The following is a 15,908-nucleotide window of genomic DNA, read 5'->3' on the forward strand; positions in this document are numbered from 1 at the left end:
CCGTGTTGGTGATTCGTGTTTATTTATTCGGGTAAGCATCACTGTATTCATCTGTTTTAAAGTCGTAGATTAAAACTGGATAGTTTGTTGAAAAAGTCAGTTTCCATTTTTGCTTATATGCTTGAATTGTATAATCTTCATTGAATGAGTCTAGAAGATATGGACTGTATCCTCTTTTGTCAATTCCAGGATTGTGGAAAATGGGTAATTCTATTTTGATTACTTCTTGATTGGAATTGTCAGATTCAAATTTAGGTTTCATCTTAGCAACATTCTGAAAAATTGAAGAAAGAATGGAAGTGAAGTTCTTATTTAAACCTCCAATAATAATTTGGCAATTATCAAACTGTAATTTTAGTTTTTGAATTCTTAATCCACCAAAAGGCTTATTAACCGTGTTTAATTCTTCAAGCGCATTAAATAGTGGCTTTAGAATATACTTTTTTCCTCCTGCTTTTATAGTATCCCATAGCAATCCTCCTGCAATAGCAGCAATAAGAAAATCTTTAAGCTCGGAGTTAACGAAAATTGTTATCCACATTTCACCTCCTTCAGCTGCTGCAGATATAAATTCTGATCTAATTTGATAATTGTATTCTTTATCTAATGAGGCCTTGAATTCACTTATTCCTTCAAATTCGCGATTGTTATATTCTATTGTAACAAATAGGTCATTCATATTGTAAATTTATTTTCAATCAGCAAACTCGATTTTTCATGATTGCCAACTTATTTATATAAATATAAAATACATCCCTATACCCCAAATATAGAGTACTATCGACGCATCCAATCACCCTCTTCCACATCCCCTATTCAGTACTCAAGATAATCAAACAATTCCAACCCTTTTACGGAATAGCATATTCGCATGTGTAAAGTGGTACAGGTTTTGTATCTCACAGGGAAGTATTTACCTTTAAACAAAAATGAAACTATGAAAAACATTATCCTACCGATTGCCGCTTTGCTATGCACCACCGCCTTTTTTGCCCAAACCAAGAGCTTTTTAGATGTGCCCTATCTGGAAACATCCGCCCAAGTGGACACCTTGGTAACGCCGGACAAAATCTACCTCAGCATCACCATTCAGGAAAAGGACACCAAAGGCCGTGTGTCCGTAGAGGAGCAGGAGAACAAAATGGCGCAACGCTTTAAGGCCATGGGCATTGATATAGACAAACAATTGGTGATCAAGGATTTTAGCAGCGATTTTAAAAAATATTTCTTGCGCGACAAGGAAGTGCTGAAAAGCAAACAATATGCGTTGGAAGTCCACTCCGGTAAGCAGGCCGGGGAGGTCATGGTAGCCTTGGAGCAATTGGAGATTGCCAACGCCTATGTGGAAAAGACCGAATATTCCAAAATGGATGAACTGGAACTGGAACTGAAATCCAGGGCCGTAAAAAAAGCCCAGCAAAAAGCGGTTGCCCTGACCAAACCGTTGGGCCAAAAAGTGGGCATGGCCATCCATATTGTGGACAACTCACAACCGTATTACCCCCGTTACAACCAGCCCGTGATGATGGCCAAAATGGAAATGGCCGCAGATGCGAGCATGGAACAACCCCTGAACATCGATTTTGAAAAAATAAAAGTGGAATCCATGGTGAACGTCAAGTTTGCCTTGTCCAATTAAACCCGCTTCATTCGTCTATCCTAAAAGACAAAACTCATGAGAACTATCTTGATCATTTTTTTAATGGGTATCGGATCGGTTTCTGCCCAAAACACCATGCAACTGTCCGAAGGACAGGAATCGCCCAGTGCTTCATTAAAAGAGGTGGCCTGGATCGAGGGTTCTTGGAGCGGGGAAGCCTTTGGCGGAACGGCTGAAGAGATTTGGAGCGCGCCTTTGGGCGACTCCATGATGTTCGTGTTCCGTTTGGTGAACGACAATAAGGTTTCCTTTTATGAGATCGGGCACATTCAACAACTAGGGAATTCCCTCATTCTTCAACTAAAACATTTTGATGGCAACCTGAAGGGATGGGAGGATAAAATCGAGACCGTCGACTTTAAATTGGTGAAACTGGAAAAGAACAAGGTCTATTTTGAAGGGCTTACCATGGAGTTGGTGGATAAAAACCACATGAACGTCTACGTGCTCATCGAGGAAAATGGCGAAGCCGAGGAAATCCTTTTTGCCTATTCCAAAAAACCTTGATGTTTCCCTAGGGATACTGTCCGTTTTACTTTTCTTGTTCTTTTTCCAATAGGTTTGAATTAGTATCTTTAACAGGATAACTAATTCCAACACTCGTGAAACCAAGACTACTACTCCTATGTGCCCTACTGCTGGCCATTTACCCTTCGCGTGCCCAAAAACGAAACAAAAAATCCGACACTCCCGCTGTTGTCGTCAACGATTCCCTTTTCCCGGGACTGAAATGGCGTAACATTGGGCCGTACCGTGGGGGTCGAAGTGTTACCTCTACCGGGGTAGTGGGTCAACCCCACACCTATTACATGGGTTCTACCGGGGGTGGGATTTATAAAACTACGGATGATGGTATCAATTGGGAGAACATTTCCGATGGATTCTTAAAAACAGGCACCGTAGGTGATATTGCGGTTTCCGAAACCAATCCCAACTTGGTCTTGGTGGGCATGGGAGAACATCCTGCCCGTGGGGTAATGACTTCCATGGGAGATGGTGTCTATAAATCTACCGATGCAGGCAAAACCTGGAAACATATCGGTTTGGACAAAACCCGCCATATTGGTGATGTGATCATCGACCCAACCAATCCCGATATCCTTTTTGTAGCGGCCCAAGGCGCACAATATGGCCCTTCCGAAGATCGTGGCGTGTATCGTTCCTTGAACGGAGGCGAAACTTGGGAAAAAGTCCTTTATGTGGATGAAAACACAGGAGCTTCCTCCCTTTCCATGGATATGAACAATCCCATGATCCTGTATGCCGCTATGTGGCAACACCGCAGGTATCCTTGGACCATGGAATCCGGTGGGGCATCTTCCGGACTGTACAAATCCACCGATGGGGGTGCCACTTGGACCAAGATGGACAAGGGCATTCCAAAGGAATTTGGTAAATCGGGCATCTCGGTTTCCAGGGCCAATTCCGATATTGTTTATGTGGTTTTGGAGGCCGAAGGCGAAAAAGGCGGGGTCTACAAAAGTGTGGATGCCGGTAAGACTTGGCAGCAGACCAGCAAGGACCGCATCAACATTGCCCGTTCTTGGTACTACATGGAAATCTTTGCCGATACCCAGGATGAAAATGTGGTGTACGTATTGAACGCTCCCGTGACCAAATCCATTGACGGTGGAAAGACCTTTGCGCCCTTATCCACTCCGCATGGGGATAACCATGACCTTTGGATCCATCCGCACGACAACAAGATCATGATCAACTCCAATGACGGAGGTGCCAACATCAGCAATAATGGAGGAAAGAGCTGGAGCTCACAGGAGAATCAGGCCACTTCCCAGTTTTATCGCGTGATCACGGACAATTTGGTGCCTTACCATGTGTATGGTGGCCAGCAGGACAATACTTCGGTGGCCATTGCCAGCAGGACCCATGACGACGGTATCGATTGGAAGGATTGGTACGCCGTTTCGGGTTGTGAAAGTGCCTATTTGGCCTTTGACCCCAATAATCCCGATTTTATTTATGGAGGCTGTTACCAAGGGATCATCGAGAAATGGGTACGGGCTTCACAGGAAGCAAAACCCATCAAGGAATATCCTGAGTTGGGACTCAGTAAAGTGCCAAAAGATTTTAAGTTCCGTTACAATTGGAACGCGCCTATCATCAGTTCGCCACACGACCCGAATACGATTTACCATGCCGGGAATGTGGTCTTTAAAACACAAGATGGTGGCAATACATGGGAAGTGGTGAGTCCCGATCTTACCCGCAACGACCCAGAAAAACAAGGTCCCGGAGGTGGGCCGTACACCAATGAAGCCGCTGGGGGCGAAAACTACAACACCCTTATGTACTTGGTGGAATCTCCACACGAGAAAGGGGTTCTTTATGCCGGTTCGGATGATGGTTTGGTGCATATCACCAAAAACGGTGGCCAAAGTTGGGAAAACATTACTCCTCCTAATTTGAAGGAAAGCATCATCAACAGCATTGAAGTGTCTCCCCATGATCCTGCAACGGCCTATATGGTGGCCATGCGATACAAGTTCATGGATTTGGACACTTATATTTTCAAGACTTCCGACTATGGTAAAACTTGGACCAGGATCACCCAAGGTATTGATGGCGAACACAACTTTGCCCGTGTGGTCAGGGAGGATCCAAAACAAAAAGGACTGTTGTATGCCGGTACCGAAACAGGCCTGTTCGTCTCCTTGGATGATGGACAACACTGGCAGCCCTTGCAACTCAACCTACCCCTAGTTCCAATCAACGACTTGGCCATTCATGACAACGATTTGATCGCTGCCACGGCGGGACGTTCTTTTTGGATCTTGGACGACCTTGGGGCCATTCAAACCAGTTTGAACCCAGCCACAAAGTTGAGCATTGTGACCCCGAAACCTTCCTACCGCATTTTTAACGGCAGTACCGACAAATCGGTTCAAGGGTTGGGGCAAAACCCAAAATCGGGGGTAACCTTTGATTATTATCTGCCCAAAAAATTGGATTCCACAGAGCTGAAACTGGAAGTGCTTTCCGGAGGAAAAGTGATCCGGGCCATCACCAATCAAGCGCCAAAAGATTTCAAAAGTTGGCCCGGCGGACCGTCAAAACCAGCCGTTCTGCCTTCTTTGAAGGGTTACAATCGATTCACTTGGGATTTTAGCCGTGAGTCCGTGATTCCCGTAGATCAGGTTTTTGCCTATGGAGGGTATCAAGGGGCCCGTGTGGCGCCTGGCACCTATACCTTAAAACTATCTATTGGTGATGAAACCGTAGAGACCAATGCCGTGGTTTTGGCCGACCCCAATGTGGAAGGTACTCCAGCGGATTACGCGGAACAACAATCGGTCCTTGTTAAAATTGATGAGACCATCAACAGTATGCACAAGGGGGTTAACCAGATTCGAAAGGCCAAAAATCAGCTCAAAACTTACAAAGACTTGTTGAAGGATAATGAGAAAGCCAAAGGCTTGTTAGAAAATGGGGATAAGCTTTTGGAGCGCATTACCACTTGGGAAGAAAAGTTGATTCAGCCCAACCAAAAGACGTTCCAGGATGTGATCAACTTCCGGAACCAGCTGAATGCCGAATTCATGCATTTAAAAGGGTTTGTGGATGTGGCCGAACCGAAGGTGACCAACGGCGCCAAGGAACGGTTACGAGATCTTTTGGCCCAGTGGAAAACGTATGAGGATGAAAAAAACGCCATTGTAAACGATGGCATGAAAGCCTACAACGACATGTTCAAATCGCTGGAAATTCCGGCTATCATATTATCCGAAGAATAATGGCACAACCCTTTTGGTTCGATCAGGAGTTCACAAAGCAGGATTATACCCAAAACAAATTGCCCAAGGGTGATTATGAGAATTGCCGTTTTGTGGACTGCCTGTTCACCAAGGGATTTTTGGACAATCAAAATTTTGTGGAATGCACTTTTGAAGGTTGCGACTTTACCAACACCAACATTGCCCATACCATTTTTAACGAGGTGACTTTTGTGGATTGCAAAATGGTTGGGGTGCAGTTCGAGACCTGTAATCCAATGGTTTTGGCCTTTCAATTTACAGGATGTAATCTTTCGGTGGCTTCCTTTTACAGCATGGAAATTCCAAAAACCACCTTTTTAAACTGCAAACTGCACCAAGTGGATTTTTCCGAAGCCAATCTCAAAATGTCGCAATTCCCCAATTCAGACTTGGAAAACGCCATTTTTAACCATACCCAACTGGAACAAGCAGATTTTTCATCTGCCTTTAATTTTTCCATTGATCCTTCCATCAACACCTTGAAAAAAAGCAAGTTCAGTAAGGAAGGATTGATCGGTTTGTTGAAAAAGTATGATATTGTGGTCACCTAATCTTATGCCATGTCTGAAAGAAAATGTTTGGAGTGCAGTGCAAAACTGGTCGGCCGGGTGGACCAAAAATTCTGCTCGGACCATTGTAGGAACTCCTATAACAACCGACTGAACCGCGATAGTAAAAACCTGCTACGGAACATCAACAACAAACTCAGGAAAAATTACCGCATACTCGATAGCTTTCCCTTAAAGGAAGGAAAGACCAAGACCACCAAAATGCGTTTGCTGGATAAAGGTTTTGATTTTGAATACATCACCAACCTGTACACCACAAAAAAAGGGAGCACCTATTATTTTGTGTATGACCTGGGTTATCTGCCGCTTGACAATGATTTTTATATGATCGTAAAAAGGGAATAGCCTATTTCCAACTATGGGCAGTCAGTTTTAAGGCCGCTACCACGATATCCTTCCGGCTGATCTGACCCACCAAAATGTCGTTTTTCATGACGGGCAACCTGCGCCTGTTATGACGATCGAACACTCCTGCAGCATCAAAAATGGACATATCATGGGGAATGGTCTCCACATTCTTGGTCATAAAACGCTCCACGCTCTTGTCCAATATGGGCTGGTTGAAATATCTACTCTCCGAAATTTGCTTCATACAGTCCGCTTCGGAAACAATTCCCACCAAAAAACCATTATTGTCCACAACCGGCCCTCCGGAAATATGGTGCTTTGCAAAAGTCTCCATCACTTCCAAAATGGATTGGTCGGGGGAAAAAGTGATCAATTTTTTGGTCATATAGTCTTCCACCAAGATAGGGGCATTGTATTTCTTCTTGTTCTCCTCTTTGGATCGCACGCCTTGAAAACTTTTGATTGCCATATGGTTAGAATTTAAAGTTGAATATTAAATATAGCTTTTTTTAGCGAATAACCTAATTTTTCACGTCAAAATATGAGAACCTTTCATAAATTCATACATTTATATTCCAACATGACCAAACCATGAAATTCTCCCGGACGCTTGCCCTTTTGCTCCTCTGTATTGCCGTGTATTGGAGCTTTACATCTTTGATGCCCACTTACAGACCAGATTCGGATATTTCCGATACATCCTTTTCTACCGACAGGGCCCTGGTACACGTGAAAAACATATCCATGGAACCCCACGCGGTAGGTTTTCCGGGACATGACCGTGTCAAAAGCTATATCATTGCTGAATTGAAAAAAATGGGGTTGGAGACCACCACCCAGGAAGGTTACACTGCCGGGGATTGGGCCAATCTAAGCAAGGCTACCAACATTTTGGCCCGCATTAAAGGTTCCGGTCAGGGCAAGGCGCTACTTTTATTGTCCCATTACGATAGCGGTCCCCACTCATCTTTTGGTGCCAGTGATGCAGGAAGTGGGGTGGCTACCATCTTGGAAGGGGTACGGGCCTTATTGGCGAGTAACGAAACCCCGAAGAACGACATCATCATCCTCATTTCGGATGCGGAGGAATTGGGCCTGAACGGGGCCGACCTTTTTGTGAACCACCATCCTTGGGCCAAAGATGTAGGTCTTGCGCTCAATTTTGAGGCACGGGGCAGCGGCGGCCCAAGTTACATGCTCATTGAAACGAACAGGGGCAATGGCACCCTGATCAAGGAATTCACCAAGGCAAATCCCAAATATCCCGTGGCCAATTCACTGGCCTATAGTATTTATAAGATGTTGCCCAACGATACGGACCTGACCGTTTTTCGCGAAGATGGTGACATTGATGGCTTTAATTTTGCCTTTATCGATGACCATTTTGATTACCATACGGCTTTGGACACCTATGATCGGTTGGACAAAAAGACGCTGGCCCATCAAGGTAGCTACCTGATGCCCTTGTTGCATTATTTCGGCAATGCCGACCTCAACAACCTGAAAAGTCTGAATGATGATATCTATTTCAACCTTCCCCTCTTTAGGTTGGTTTCCTATCCTTTTGAGTGGATTTGGCCCATGTTCGGCATGGCCTTGGTGGCTTTTGTAATCCTATTGGTCATCGGATTTAAAAAACAGAGACTGAACACAAAGGAAATCCTGAAGGGATTTTTGCCGCTTTTGATTACTTTGCTGGTCAATGGAGTGGTGGGTTATTTCAGTTGGACTATCATTACGTGGTGGTACCCTGGTTTTAAGGACATGCTGCACGGCTTCACCTACAACGGCTATACCTATATCGCCGTTTTTGTGACCTTTTCCCTGTTCATCTGTTTTTATACCTATCACAAGTTCAAAAAAATAAGCACTCCCAATCTTTTGGTGGCCCCTATCCTTATTTGGCTTATCCTCTGCGGATTGGTGGCCGCGTATTTAAAAGGGGCCAGTTTTTTCATTATCCCTTTGTTTGGACTATTGGCCGCTTTTATGGTGACCATCAACCAAGAGGAACCGAGTCCGTACCTTTTGGTGTTTTTGGCCTTGCCCGCTGTGTTGATGTATTCCCCTTTCATCAAAATGTTTCCCGTAGGGTTGGGCCTAAAAATGATGGTGGCCGCTACCCTCTTTACCACCTTGCTGTTCGTTCTGGTCCTTCCCTTTTTTAGTCAATTGAAAAGTAAGGGGCGATTGGCCTATCTGTTCCTGTTCCTCTTTTTTGTTTTTGGCATTTCGAGCCATCTCCAATCGGATTTTAACGAAAAACGCCCAAAACCCAGTAGCTTGGTATACATCTACAATGCCGATAGTGGCTCCTCGGTCTGGGGTACCTATGACCAAAAACTGATTTCCTGGAACGCCCAATTCTTAGGGGACAACAAAAGAAAACCAGAAGCGGAGACCCTTTTCAGCAAGTACCGGACCAAGTTGAGCTACATTGCGGATGCCCCAAAAAAGGATCTTGCCATGCCAAAGATTGACAAGGTAAAAGATACCATCATTGGTGAGAATCGCATCATTGAGCTCTGTATTACCCCAAAACGGAATGTGAACCGGTTGGACGTGTATACCAATTCCGTGCCTATTCATGCTGCCACGGTGAACCGCATCCCTTTGTCCCCTTATTTTCTGGAAAACCGGAGCAGTAGGTTGATTACCCATTACATCACCAATAATGATTTTACGGAACTGGAGCTAAGCTTTCCGAAAGATTCGGTTTTGGAACTCAGTTTTTACGAAGCTTCCAACGACCTACTTACCAACAAGGAGTTCAGTGTTCCCAAAAGACCTGACACCAGTATCCCCATGCCCTTTGTTCTGAACGATGCCATTTTGACGATAAAAACCTTAAAATTTGAGTAACAGGATAGGGGTTTTAGGCTGTGGTTGGCTTGGTCTGCCCTTGGCCCAGAGATTGGTCGAAAAGGGGTTGGAGGTGCACGGAACCACCACCTCTTCCGATAAATTGGAAGCACTTCAAAATTTGGGGATTGTTCCCTATCATATTTCCTTATCGAAAAATGGCATTGACGGGGACATCGAAACCTTTTTGTCCCAAATCGATATTTTGGTCATCAATGTACCGCCCAAACTTAGACAGGGCAATGCGGAAAGCTTTATAGAAAAAATGAAGCAGCTTCAGGCCCAAATAAAGAAAAGCCCTGTCTCCAAAATCCTTTTTGTAAGCAGTACAGCCGTTTATGGTGATGAAGATGGCGATGTTACGGAAGCCACTCCTCCCAATCCTGTAACGGAATCGGGCAAGCAGCTTTTGGCCAGCGAACAACTTTTCCGGAACGATTCCAGCAGATTGACGACTATTTTAAGGTTCGGGGGGCTTATTGGCCCAAACCGTCATCCCATCAAGCAACTATCAGGGAAAAAAGATTTGAAGAACGGACATCATCCCATCAACCTGATCCATTTGGACGATTGCATCCATATGATCGGCACCATCATCAATGAAGGGTATTGGGGTCAAATCTTCAACGGGGTATATCCCCTTCATCCCAGCAAAAAGGACTATTATTCCGCCGAAGCAGTCAAGCGTGGTGTTGCACCCCCTGAATACCTAGACCTGCCCGTACATGACACGGGCAAACGCGTAAAAAGTGAAAACTTCCTACAAAAAGGCCATCAATTCACCACTTCAATCATTTCTTCATCCACATAACCTTTACTTATGTGATTCTTAACAGAGTGGTACCGATTATTTTTTTAGTTTTGGCGCACTAATTTGAAGTTCAATGAAAAAGATTGTTTTTGCGCTGTTGCTGTTCATGGGAATCAATGGGTTTTCTCAAACCAAGAGCGAACTATTGAAGCATTATGAAGCCTTTTACAACGAAATGCGCATGCAGGGCGATGTGAACGGGATCATTGGGGCCTTGACCCATTTGAATGTACTTTCCCCATCCAAGGAAAGAAAGGATACCCTTGCATTTGTGTACATGAACAACGGACAGCACATTCAGGCCTTGAACACCATAGGAATCGAGAAAAACACTGACGATTCCGATTTGGCCGTACAGATCAAAGCGGTTTCATTGAAGGCACTGAACCAACCCAAAAGGGCATTGGAACAATTTGAGGAACTCTTCAAAAGAGAACCTTCTCCTTACGTGGCCTACGAAATGGCCGACCTAAAAATACAGACCGGTGATATTGCAGGGGCGTCCACCAATATCGAATATGGCATTGCCAATGCAAAGGACGATATGCAATATGCTTTTTATGAAAGACAACAACCTTACGAAGTGCCTTTAAAGGCGGCTTTCTACCATCTTAAGGGCCTTGTGGACTTTAACCAGGACAAAGAAAACATTGATGCGGCCATTGCATCCATAGACGAAGCCCTTAAAATTGCACCGAATTTCAATTTGGCCAGTTTGAGCAAACAGGCTTTGGAAGCCAGAAAGAAAGAAGGCACTACCGAAGGAAACTAGTTTTGCTGCTTGCTCCTTAGTTCCAGAAGCAACTCGTCATCTTTTTTCTCCTTGATCTGGACCAATTCGTCCACATTTTCATTGGGAACGGCAATCGACAATACATAATGGGCAATCTTCCATTGCCCATTTATTTTTTTGAGTACTCCCGAACCTCTACAGATTTTCATTTGGGTGTCCAACAACTCATCGAACCAAGCAAAGGTTTTGGCTTCGTTCATATATACATTTCGTTGTACGGAAGTAAAACTCCACGCCTTGCCCCTATCAAAATAAGGTTTTGAAAAGTTTTTGAATGCTTCGTTCTGCCAATTTTCCATGGCATCGGTGCCTATGAACACAGCGTCCTTGGTCATCAACCCGAAGTAGGCATCAAAATCGGCATTGGCTGCGGCCAGGTGCCAATGGTCCAATACTTCATTGATTTTCTGCTTTTCGGTCACCTGTGCACTGACCACTATAGTAACTGTCAAGAACCACAAAAGAATAAGGGTTTTAGTTTTCATCCAAAATCAATTTTTTGTCCAACTGACTGTTTACGATTACATTGAACTGTTTGCGCATGGCATTATAGGCCTGTAACATGTCAACGGTAGGCTCCGTAGTGGGCTGGTTCTCCAGAATACTTGCTTTCACCTTGTACAGATAGGTTCGGACCACCTGTTGCCTGCTCTTAATCTGAAAGGTATCGAACAATTCGGGATAATGGCCTTTGTTCAGTTCCTTTTCCTTTTCGATGAGATCGTCGATGGCCAAATCCAAGTCCTCATTATTGGTTGCCTTATATAGCACATCGATACTGGCATTGAACGCCTTGAACTCTTCCCAACCTTCCATAATTTTGGTAGCTTCGGGATTGATGGTGGCCCGTTCGGGCATTTTTTGGTAGTCGAAAGCAAGTTCCTCCCCACCAGAGTTTTCCGTGGTACCTTCATCGGTTTTCCTGCATCCGCCCAAAACCGAAAAAACAATTAGTACAGCCAACAATTTTCGCATAGGCGAATGTACAAATTTTAATAAAGGGTATCTTTGCCCCCAAACCGAATTAACTTCAATTTTAATGCACAAACCTATTCTCATTATTGGCGCTTGTGGCCAAATAGGAACTGAACTTACCATTGAACTCAGGAACAAATATGGTGCGGACAACGTAATTGCCAGTGATATCCGCGAAGGCAACGATTCCCTCATGCAATCGGGTCCCTTTGAGTTATTGGACGCCACCAATTATGCCGCCATTGAGGATGTGGTGATGCACTATGAAATTGACGAAATCTATTTAATGGCCGCCATGCTCAGTGCCACGGCCGAAAAATTCCCGATGAGGGCCTGGAACCTGAACATGAACTCCTTGTTCAATATCCTTAATTTGGCCAAGGACAGTAAGATCAACAAGGTTTTTTGGCCATCGAGCATTGCGGTGTTCGGCCCCAATACCCCAAAAGAGGGAACCCCCCAAAGCACCATCATGGAGCCGAGTACGGTCTATGGCATCAGCAAGCAATCAGGGGAACGTTGGTGCGAATATTATTTTAAAAAATACGGGGTCGATGTGCGAAGTGTACGTTACCCAGGACTCATCAGTTGGAAGACCATGCCTGGAGGGGGTACCACCGATTATGCCGTGGAAATCTACCATGAAGCACTCAAAAACGGACATTATGAGAGCTTTTTGAGCAAGGGTACCAAATTACCGATGATGTACATGGACGATGCCATTAGGGCCACCATCAATTTAATGGACAGTCCTGCAGAACAAATAAAGGTGAGGTCCTCATACAACTTGGGAAGTATGAGTTTTGCGCCCGAAGACATGGCCGCCAGTATCCAAAAACACATCCCTGATTTTAAAATAAGCTATGCCCCCGATTTCAGACAACAAATCGCTGATTCCTGGCCAAGTAGTATCGATGACTCCCAGGCAAGGGAACAATGGGGCTGGGAGCCTAGGTTCAATTTGGACCAGACTACCGAGGAAATGCTAAAAAACTTAGGGAATTAGGGACTGATCAATAGTCGTCTTCGTCGTCATCCTCATCGATGTCGTCAGCGACATCATCCACATCGTCGTCTTCATCATCACGGTCATCACGGTCATCGTCGTCGGTATCAGCATCTGAATCGGAAAAATCGTCGTCGTTGCCAGGGATTTTACCCAAGTCCCCAGTGTCCAAATCGTCATCTTCATCATCTTCATCATAATTGGCCATACTATGTTCCAATTTCAAACTGATCTTTACCAAATATTTGGTGTCGTCCGTGGACACTTCAACGGCTTCTATCAATTCTCCCTTTAAATTTCTGAAAGTGATCACATCATTGTCCCCATAACCATCGGGGTACTTTTCCACCAATAGTTTGAGTACCTCTGGGGTCAACTTCTTGTAATCCACTATCACACGTCTGAGGTTATTGTTCATGGTGCTTTTTTTATCTTAATGATCGAGCTAAAATTAGAATAAAACTGATTCCTTGGAAAAAAATTATGAAAAAAATCGTTCGATACCAATTTTTAGCAATTCTGCAATTCACAAACCAGCAGAAACAGAGGGCAATACCCTATTTACATGGGTAAGATTTTTTATCCATTTTCATGGTGGACAAACCTCCACAAAATTCAAAAACCTATCCCTTGTTGGTTTTACGTTTTGTAATTTCCCTGCTAAAACAAACCAATCCTCTAAATTAAACCTTATGACCAAATTTTTATCCGCTCTATTTTTCTTGGCCGCGTTGTTTACGATACAAGCCCAGACCACCATTAAGGGCACGGTCTCCAATAATGAAACCAACCAGCCTTTGGAAGGAGCCTCGGTATATGTGAGTGCCATAAATAAGGTGACTGCTACGGATGCTTCAGGAAATTTTCAACTATCAGGATTCGGAAAAGGCGTTTACGCTATACAAGTGAGCTTTGTGGGATTTGAAACAGATGTAGAAACCTTTGAAGTTGAAAATGAAAAGGAATTGATCCTGAACATTGCCCTTGCTCCACAGCCTTTTGCCATTAACGAAGTGGTGGTCGCGGCGGCGTACGAAAAACCCCAACAAGAGGAAACCTTTAAAATTGATGTGATTCCCAAGCAACAACTGGCCAAAACGGGAGGCATGAGCGTTATGGACATCATCCCAAAAACACCTGGGGTAAGTGCCGTATCCACAGGTCCTTTGGTCAGTAGACCCGTAATTCGGGGCCTTTCGAGCAACCGCGTGTTGACCGTGGTGGACGGTATCCGCTTCGAAACACAACAATGGGACGACGAACATGGTATCGGCATCAACGAATTGGGATTGGATCACATTGAAATCATCAAAGGTCCCTCATCGCTGCTTTATGGTCCCGAAGCCATGGGAGGCATTGTCCGTTTTGTGGAGGAAAAACCGGCAGAAGTGGGCACAACACAGGCCGATATGGAAGCCATGGCCTACTCCAACAACCGTGGTGGAAGAGCCGAGGCCGGGGTGAAAAGTTCTTCGGAAAAATTCAATTGGGGTGTCAGCGCCCTGGGCAAACTGCTCTCCGACTACTTTTATGACGGATTCGATTTTAGGGTTCCCAACACCCGCCTGTTGGAATACGGCGCCAAAGGCTTTGCAGGCATCAACAGGTCCTGGGGTAATTCCAAACTTTCCTACACCTTCAACCAGGCCTTTTACGGTATTTTGGATGGTAAGGATATTGTAAAGGACGAGGATGGTCGTATCATCAACATTGATAGTTTGGAAAAGGAAAAATTCCCTTTTGAGACGGAAGCGCCCTACCATGGGGTCATCGACCACAGGATCATATCCAAAACCACTATTTTGGCCGGAGCCTCTACCATAAAGGCCACCTTGGGGTACCAGAACAACCATCGCACCGAAAACGAGGAACTCGCTGGCAATAAAAAAGGATATACCTATCTGGACATGATCTTAAAATCATACACCTATGATGTAAAATGGTTGCTTCCCGAAATGGGCCATTTTCACACCATTGTGGGATCACAGGGTATGCACAAGAACAACACTAACGGCAATAAGGGCACAACACAACTGATCCCGGATGCGGATATCAACGATATTGGCTTTTTTGGGGTTAGCCGATGGGAAAAAGACCATTTCAACCTCAGCATAGGGGCGCGCTATGACCATCGAAACCTAGACACGGAGGAGAGCACCAATGCAACCGTGACCCAACCTGCCATTTCCAGAACCTATGACAACCTTAGTTATTCCTTGGGCGCGGCCTACGAACCCTTGGAACACTTGGTATTCAGGGCAAGCGTGGCCACCGGTTATCGGTCTCCCAACCTCAACGAATTGATGTCGAACGGGGTAAAACTGGAAAGCCAACGGTATGAAGTTGGTAACCCCGATTTCGTAAAAGAGACCAATACCGAATGGGATGGGAGCATTGCCTATGAGGGGAAACAGGTATCCTTTGAGGGCAGTGTCTTTTATAATGCCATCAACGATTATATCTACATTACCCCAACAGGAGAGGAAACCAATAGCAATCTGGATCCGGAAGTATTGGTTCCCCTTTATGAATTTCAGCAACACGACGCTACCATTTATGGGGGTGAAATTATGTTGAACCTTCATCTAAACATCATTTCTTGGGGACATTTGGAAACATCCCTTTCTACCCTAAAAGGGAAACTTGCCGATGAGGACGAGTATCTGTACCAAATGCCGCCGACCAAATGGAACAACGACCTGTTCATCACTTGGGACCATTGGGGCAAGTTGACCGATTGGACATTCAATATTGGCACGAACACCAGTTTTGAACAACATCAGGTGGCATCCAATGAAATGGAAACCCCTGGTTATACCCTGGTGCATTTGGGTTTGGATACCAATTACAGAAAAATGGAGTTTTTCCTGAATGCCAACAATCTCTTGGATAACAAGTATTTGGATCACATGAGCCGGTTCCGCTCGTATGAAATCTATAGCCCGGGAAGGAATATTTCATTGGGCGTTAAAATGCCTTTACTGTAGAAAAACAGGGTATTTATTGGTATTATGGTCAAAAAACAAAGGAATCGGTGAGCTTAAGATGACCTTACTGATTCCTTTATAGACCGGAAAACAGCCTCTACCGATTTTTCTGTTCAGTGGAATG

At 44.6% G+C, this 15,908-nt stretch carries 15 protein-coding genes; 10 read left to right on the plus strand and 5 right to left on the minus strand.

What is annotated here, in order from left to right:
- Positions 1-19: 19 nt before the first annotated feature.
- Positions 20-679, minus strand: coding sequence for a hypothetical protein (locus D2U88_RS03370; protein ID WP_119638891.1), 660 nt, complete (start codon positions 677-679; stop codon positions 20-22).
- Between the two features lie 258 nt (positions 680-937).
- Between D2U88_RS03370 and D2U88_RS03375 the strand changes: the two genes are divergently transcribed.
- The 5 genes from D2U88_RS03375 (at position 938) to D2U88_RS03395 (ending at position 6,347) form a co-directional block, all read left to right on the plus strand.
- Positions 938-1,639, plus strand: coding sequence for an SIMPL domain-containing protein (locus tag D2U88_RS03375; protein WP_119639023.1), 702 nt, complete (start codon positions 938-940; stop codon positions 1,637-1,639).
- Positions 1,640-1,675: 36 nt separating this feature from the next.
- Positions 1,676-2,167 carry a DUF6265 family protein gene (locus D2U88_RS03380; RefSeq protein ID WP_119638892.1) on the plus strand — a complete coding sequence of 164 codons (492 nt, stop codon included), beginning with the start codon at positions 1,676-1,678 and terminating at the stop codon, positions 2,165-2,167.
- Between the two features lie 95 nt (positions 2,168-2,262).
- Positions 2,263-5,412, plus strand: coding sequence for a VPS10 domain-containing protein (locus tag D2U88_RS03385; protein WP_119638893.1), 3,150 nt, complete (start codon positions 2,263-2,265; stop codon positions 5,410-5,412).
- Positions 5,412-5,984, plus strand: a complete 573-nt coding sequence (locus tag D2U88_RS03390; protein WP_119638894.1) for a pentapeptide repeat-containing protein — start codon at positions 5,412-5,414, stop codon at positions 5,982-5,984. Before D2U88_RS03385 ends, D2U88_RS03390 begins: the two co-directional genes overlap by 1 nt.
- Before the next feature lie 9 nt (positions 5,985-5,993).
- Positions 5,994-6,347 (plus strand): hypothetical protein, encoded by a 354-nt coding sequence (locus tag D2U88_RS03395; protein ID WP_119638895.1) that lies wholly within the window; start codon positions 5,994-5,996, stop codon positions 6,345-6,347.
- A gap of 1 nt (position 6,348) precedes the next feature.
- On the opposite strand, the gene D2U88_RS03400 is transcribed toward D2U88_RS03395, so the two are convergent.
- Complete coding sequence (locus D2U88_RS03400; RefSeq protein ID WP_119638896.1) at positions 6,349-6,819, minus strand: CBS domain-containing protein; 471 nt, start codon at positions 6,817-6,819, stop codon at positions 6,349-6,351.
- A gap of 122 nt (positions 6,820-6,941) precedes the next feature.
- On the opposite strand from D2U88_RS03400, the gene D2U88_RS03405 reads away from it, so the two are divergent.
- The 3 genes from D2U88_RS03405 to D2U88_RS03415 all read left to right on the plus strand — a co-directional run bounded on the left by D2U88_RS03405 (position 6,942) and on the right by D2U88_RS03415 (position 10,795).
- The gene (locus D2U88_RS03405; RefSeq protein WP_119638897.1) at positions 6,942-9,212 is read left to right on the plus strand and encodes a M28 family peptidase; all 2,271 of its coding nucleotides are present in this window, start codon (positions 6,942-6,944) and stop codon (positions 9,210-9,212) included.
- Entirely contained in the window at positions 9,205-10,023 is an 819-nt protein-coding gene (locus D2U88_RS03410) for an SDR family oxidoreductase (RefSeq protein WP_119638898.1), read from the plus strand. Before D2U88_RS03405 ends, D2U88_RS03410 begins: the two co-directional genes overlap by 8 nt.
- Before the next feature lie 73 nt (positions 10,024-10,096).
- The gene (locus D2U88_RS03415; RefSeq protein ID WP_119638899.1) at positions 10,097-10,795 is read left to right on the plus strand and encodes a tetratricopeptide repeat protein; all 699 of its coding nucleotides are present in this window, start codon (positions 10,097-10,099) and stop codon (positions 10,793-10,795) included.
- Here the strand turns inward: D2U88_RS03415 and D2U88_RS03420 are convergent.
- Entirely contained in the window at positions 10,792-11,301 is a 510-nt protein-coding gene (locus D2U88_RS03420; RefSeq protein ID WP_119638900.1) for a nuclear transport factor 2 family protein, read from the minus strand. The two genes, D2U88_RS03415 and D2U88_RS03420, sit on opposite strands and share 4 nt — an antisense overlap.
- The gene (locus tag D2U88_RS03425) at positions 11,291-11,791 is read right to left on the minus strand and encodes a hypothetical protein (protein ID WP_119638901.1); all 501 of its coding nucleotides are present in this window, start codon (positions 11,789-11,791) and stop codon (positions 11,291-11,293) included. The genes D2U88_RS03420 and D2U88_RS03425 overlap by 11 nt, the downstream gene beginning before the upstream one ends.
- Positions 11,792-11,855: 64 nt before the next feature.
- Between D2U88_RS03425 and D2U88_RS03430 the strand changes: the two genes are divergently transcribed.
- Positions 11,856-12,797 (plus strand): NAD-dependent epimerase/dehydratase family protein, encoded by a 942-nt coding sequence (locus D2U88_RS03430; protein WP_119638902.1) that lies wholly within the window; start codon positions 11,856-11,858, stop codon positions 12,795-12,797.
- A gap of 7 nt (positions 12,798-12,804) precedes the next feature.
- On the opposite strand, the gene D2U88_RS19470 is transcribed toward D2U88_RS03430, so the two are convergent.
- Positions 12,805-13,215, minus strand: a complete 411-nt coding sequence (locus D2U88_RS19470; RefSeq protein WP_182859091.1) for a DNA primase — start codon at positions 13,213-13,215, stop codon at positions 12,805-12,807.
- 274 nt (positions 13,216-13,489) lie between these two features.
- On the opposite strand from D2U88_RS19470, the gene D2U88_RS03440 reads away from it, so the two are divergent.
- Positions 13,490-15,784, plus strand: coding sequence for a TonB-dependent receptor (locus D2U88_RS03440; protein WP_147378516.1), 2,295 nt, complete (start codon positions 13,490-13,492; stop codon positions 15,782-15,784).
- Positions 15,785-15,908: the final 124 nt, after the last annotated feature.

The sequence above is a fragment of the Flagellimonas aequoris genome (assembly GCF_003584165.1).
In the GTDB taxonomy this organism is placed as follows: Bacteria; Bacteroidota; Bacteroidia; order Flavobacteriales; family Flavobacteriaceae; genus Flagellimonas; species Flagellimonas aequoris.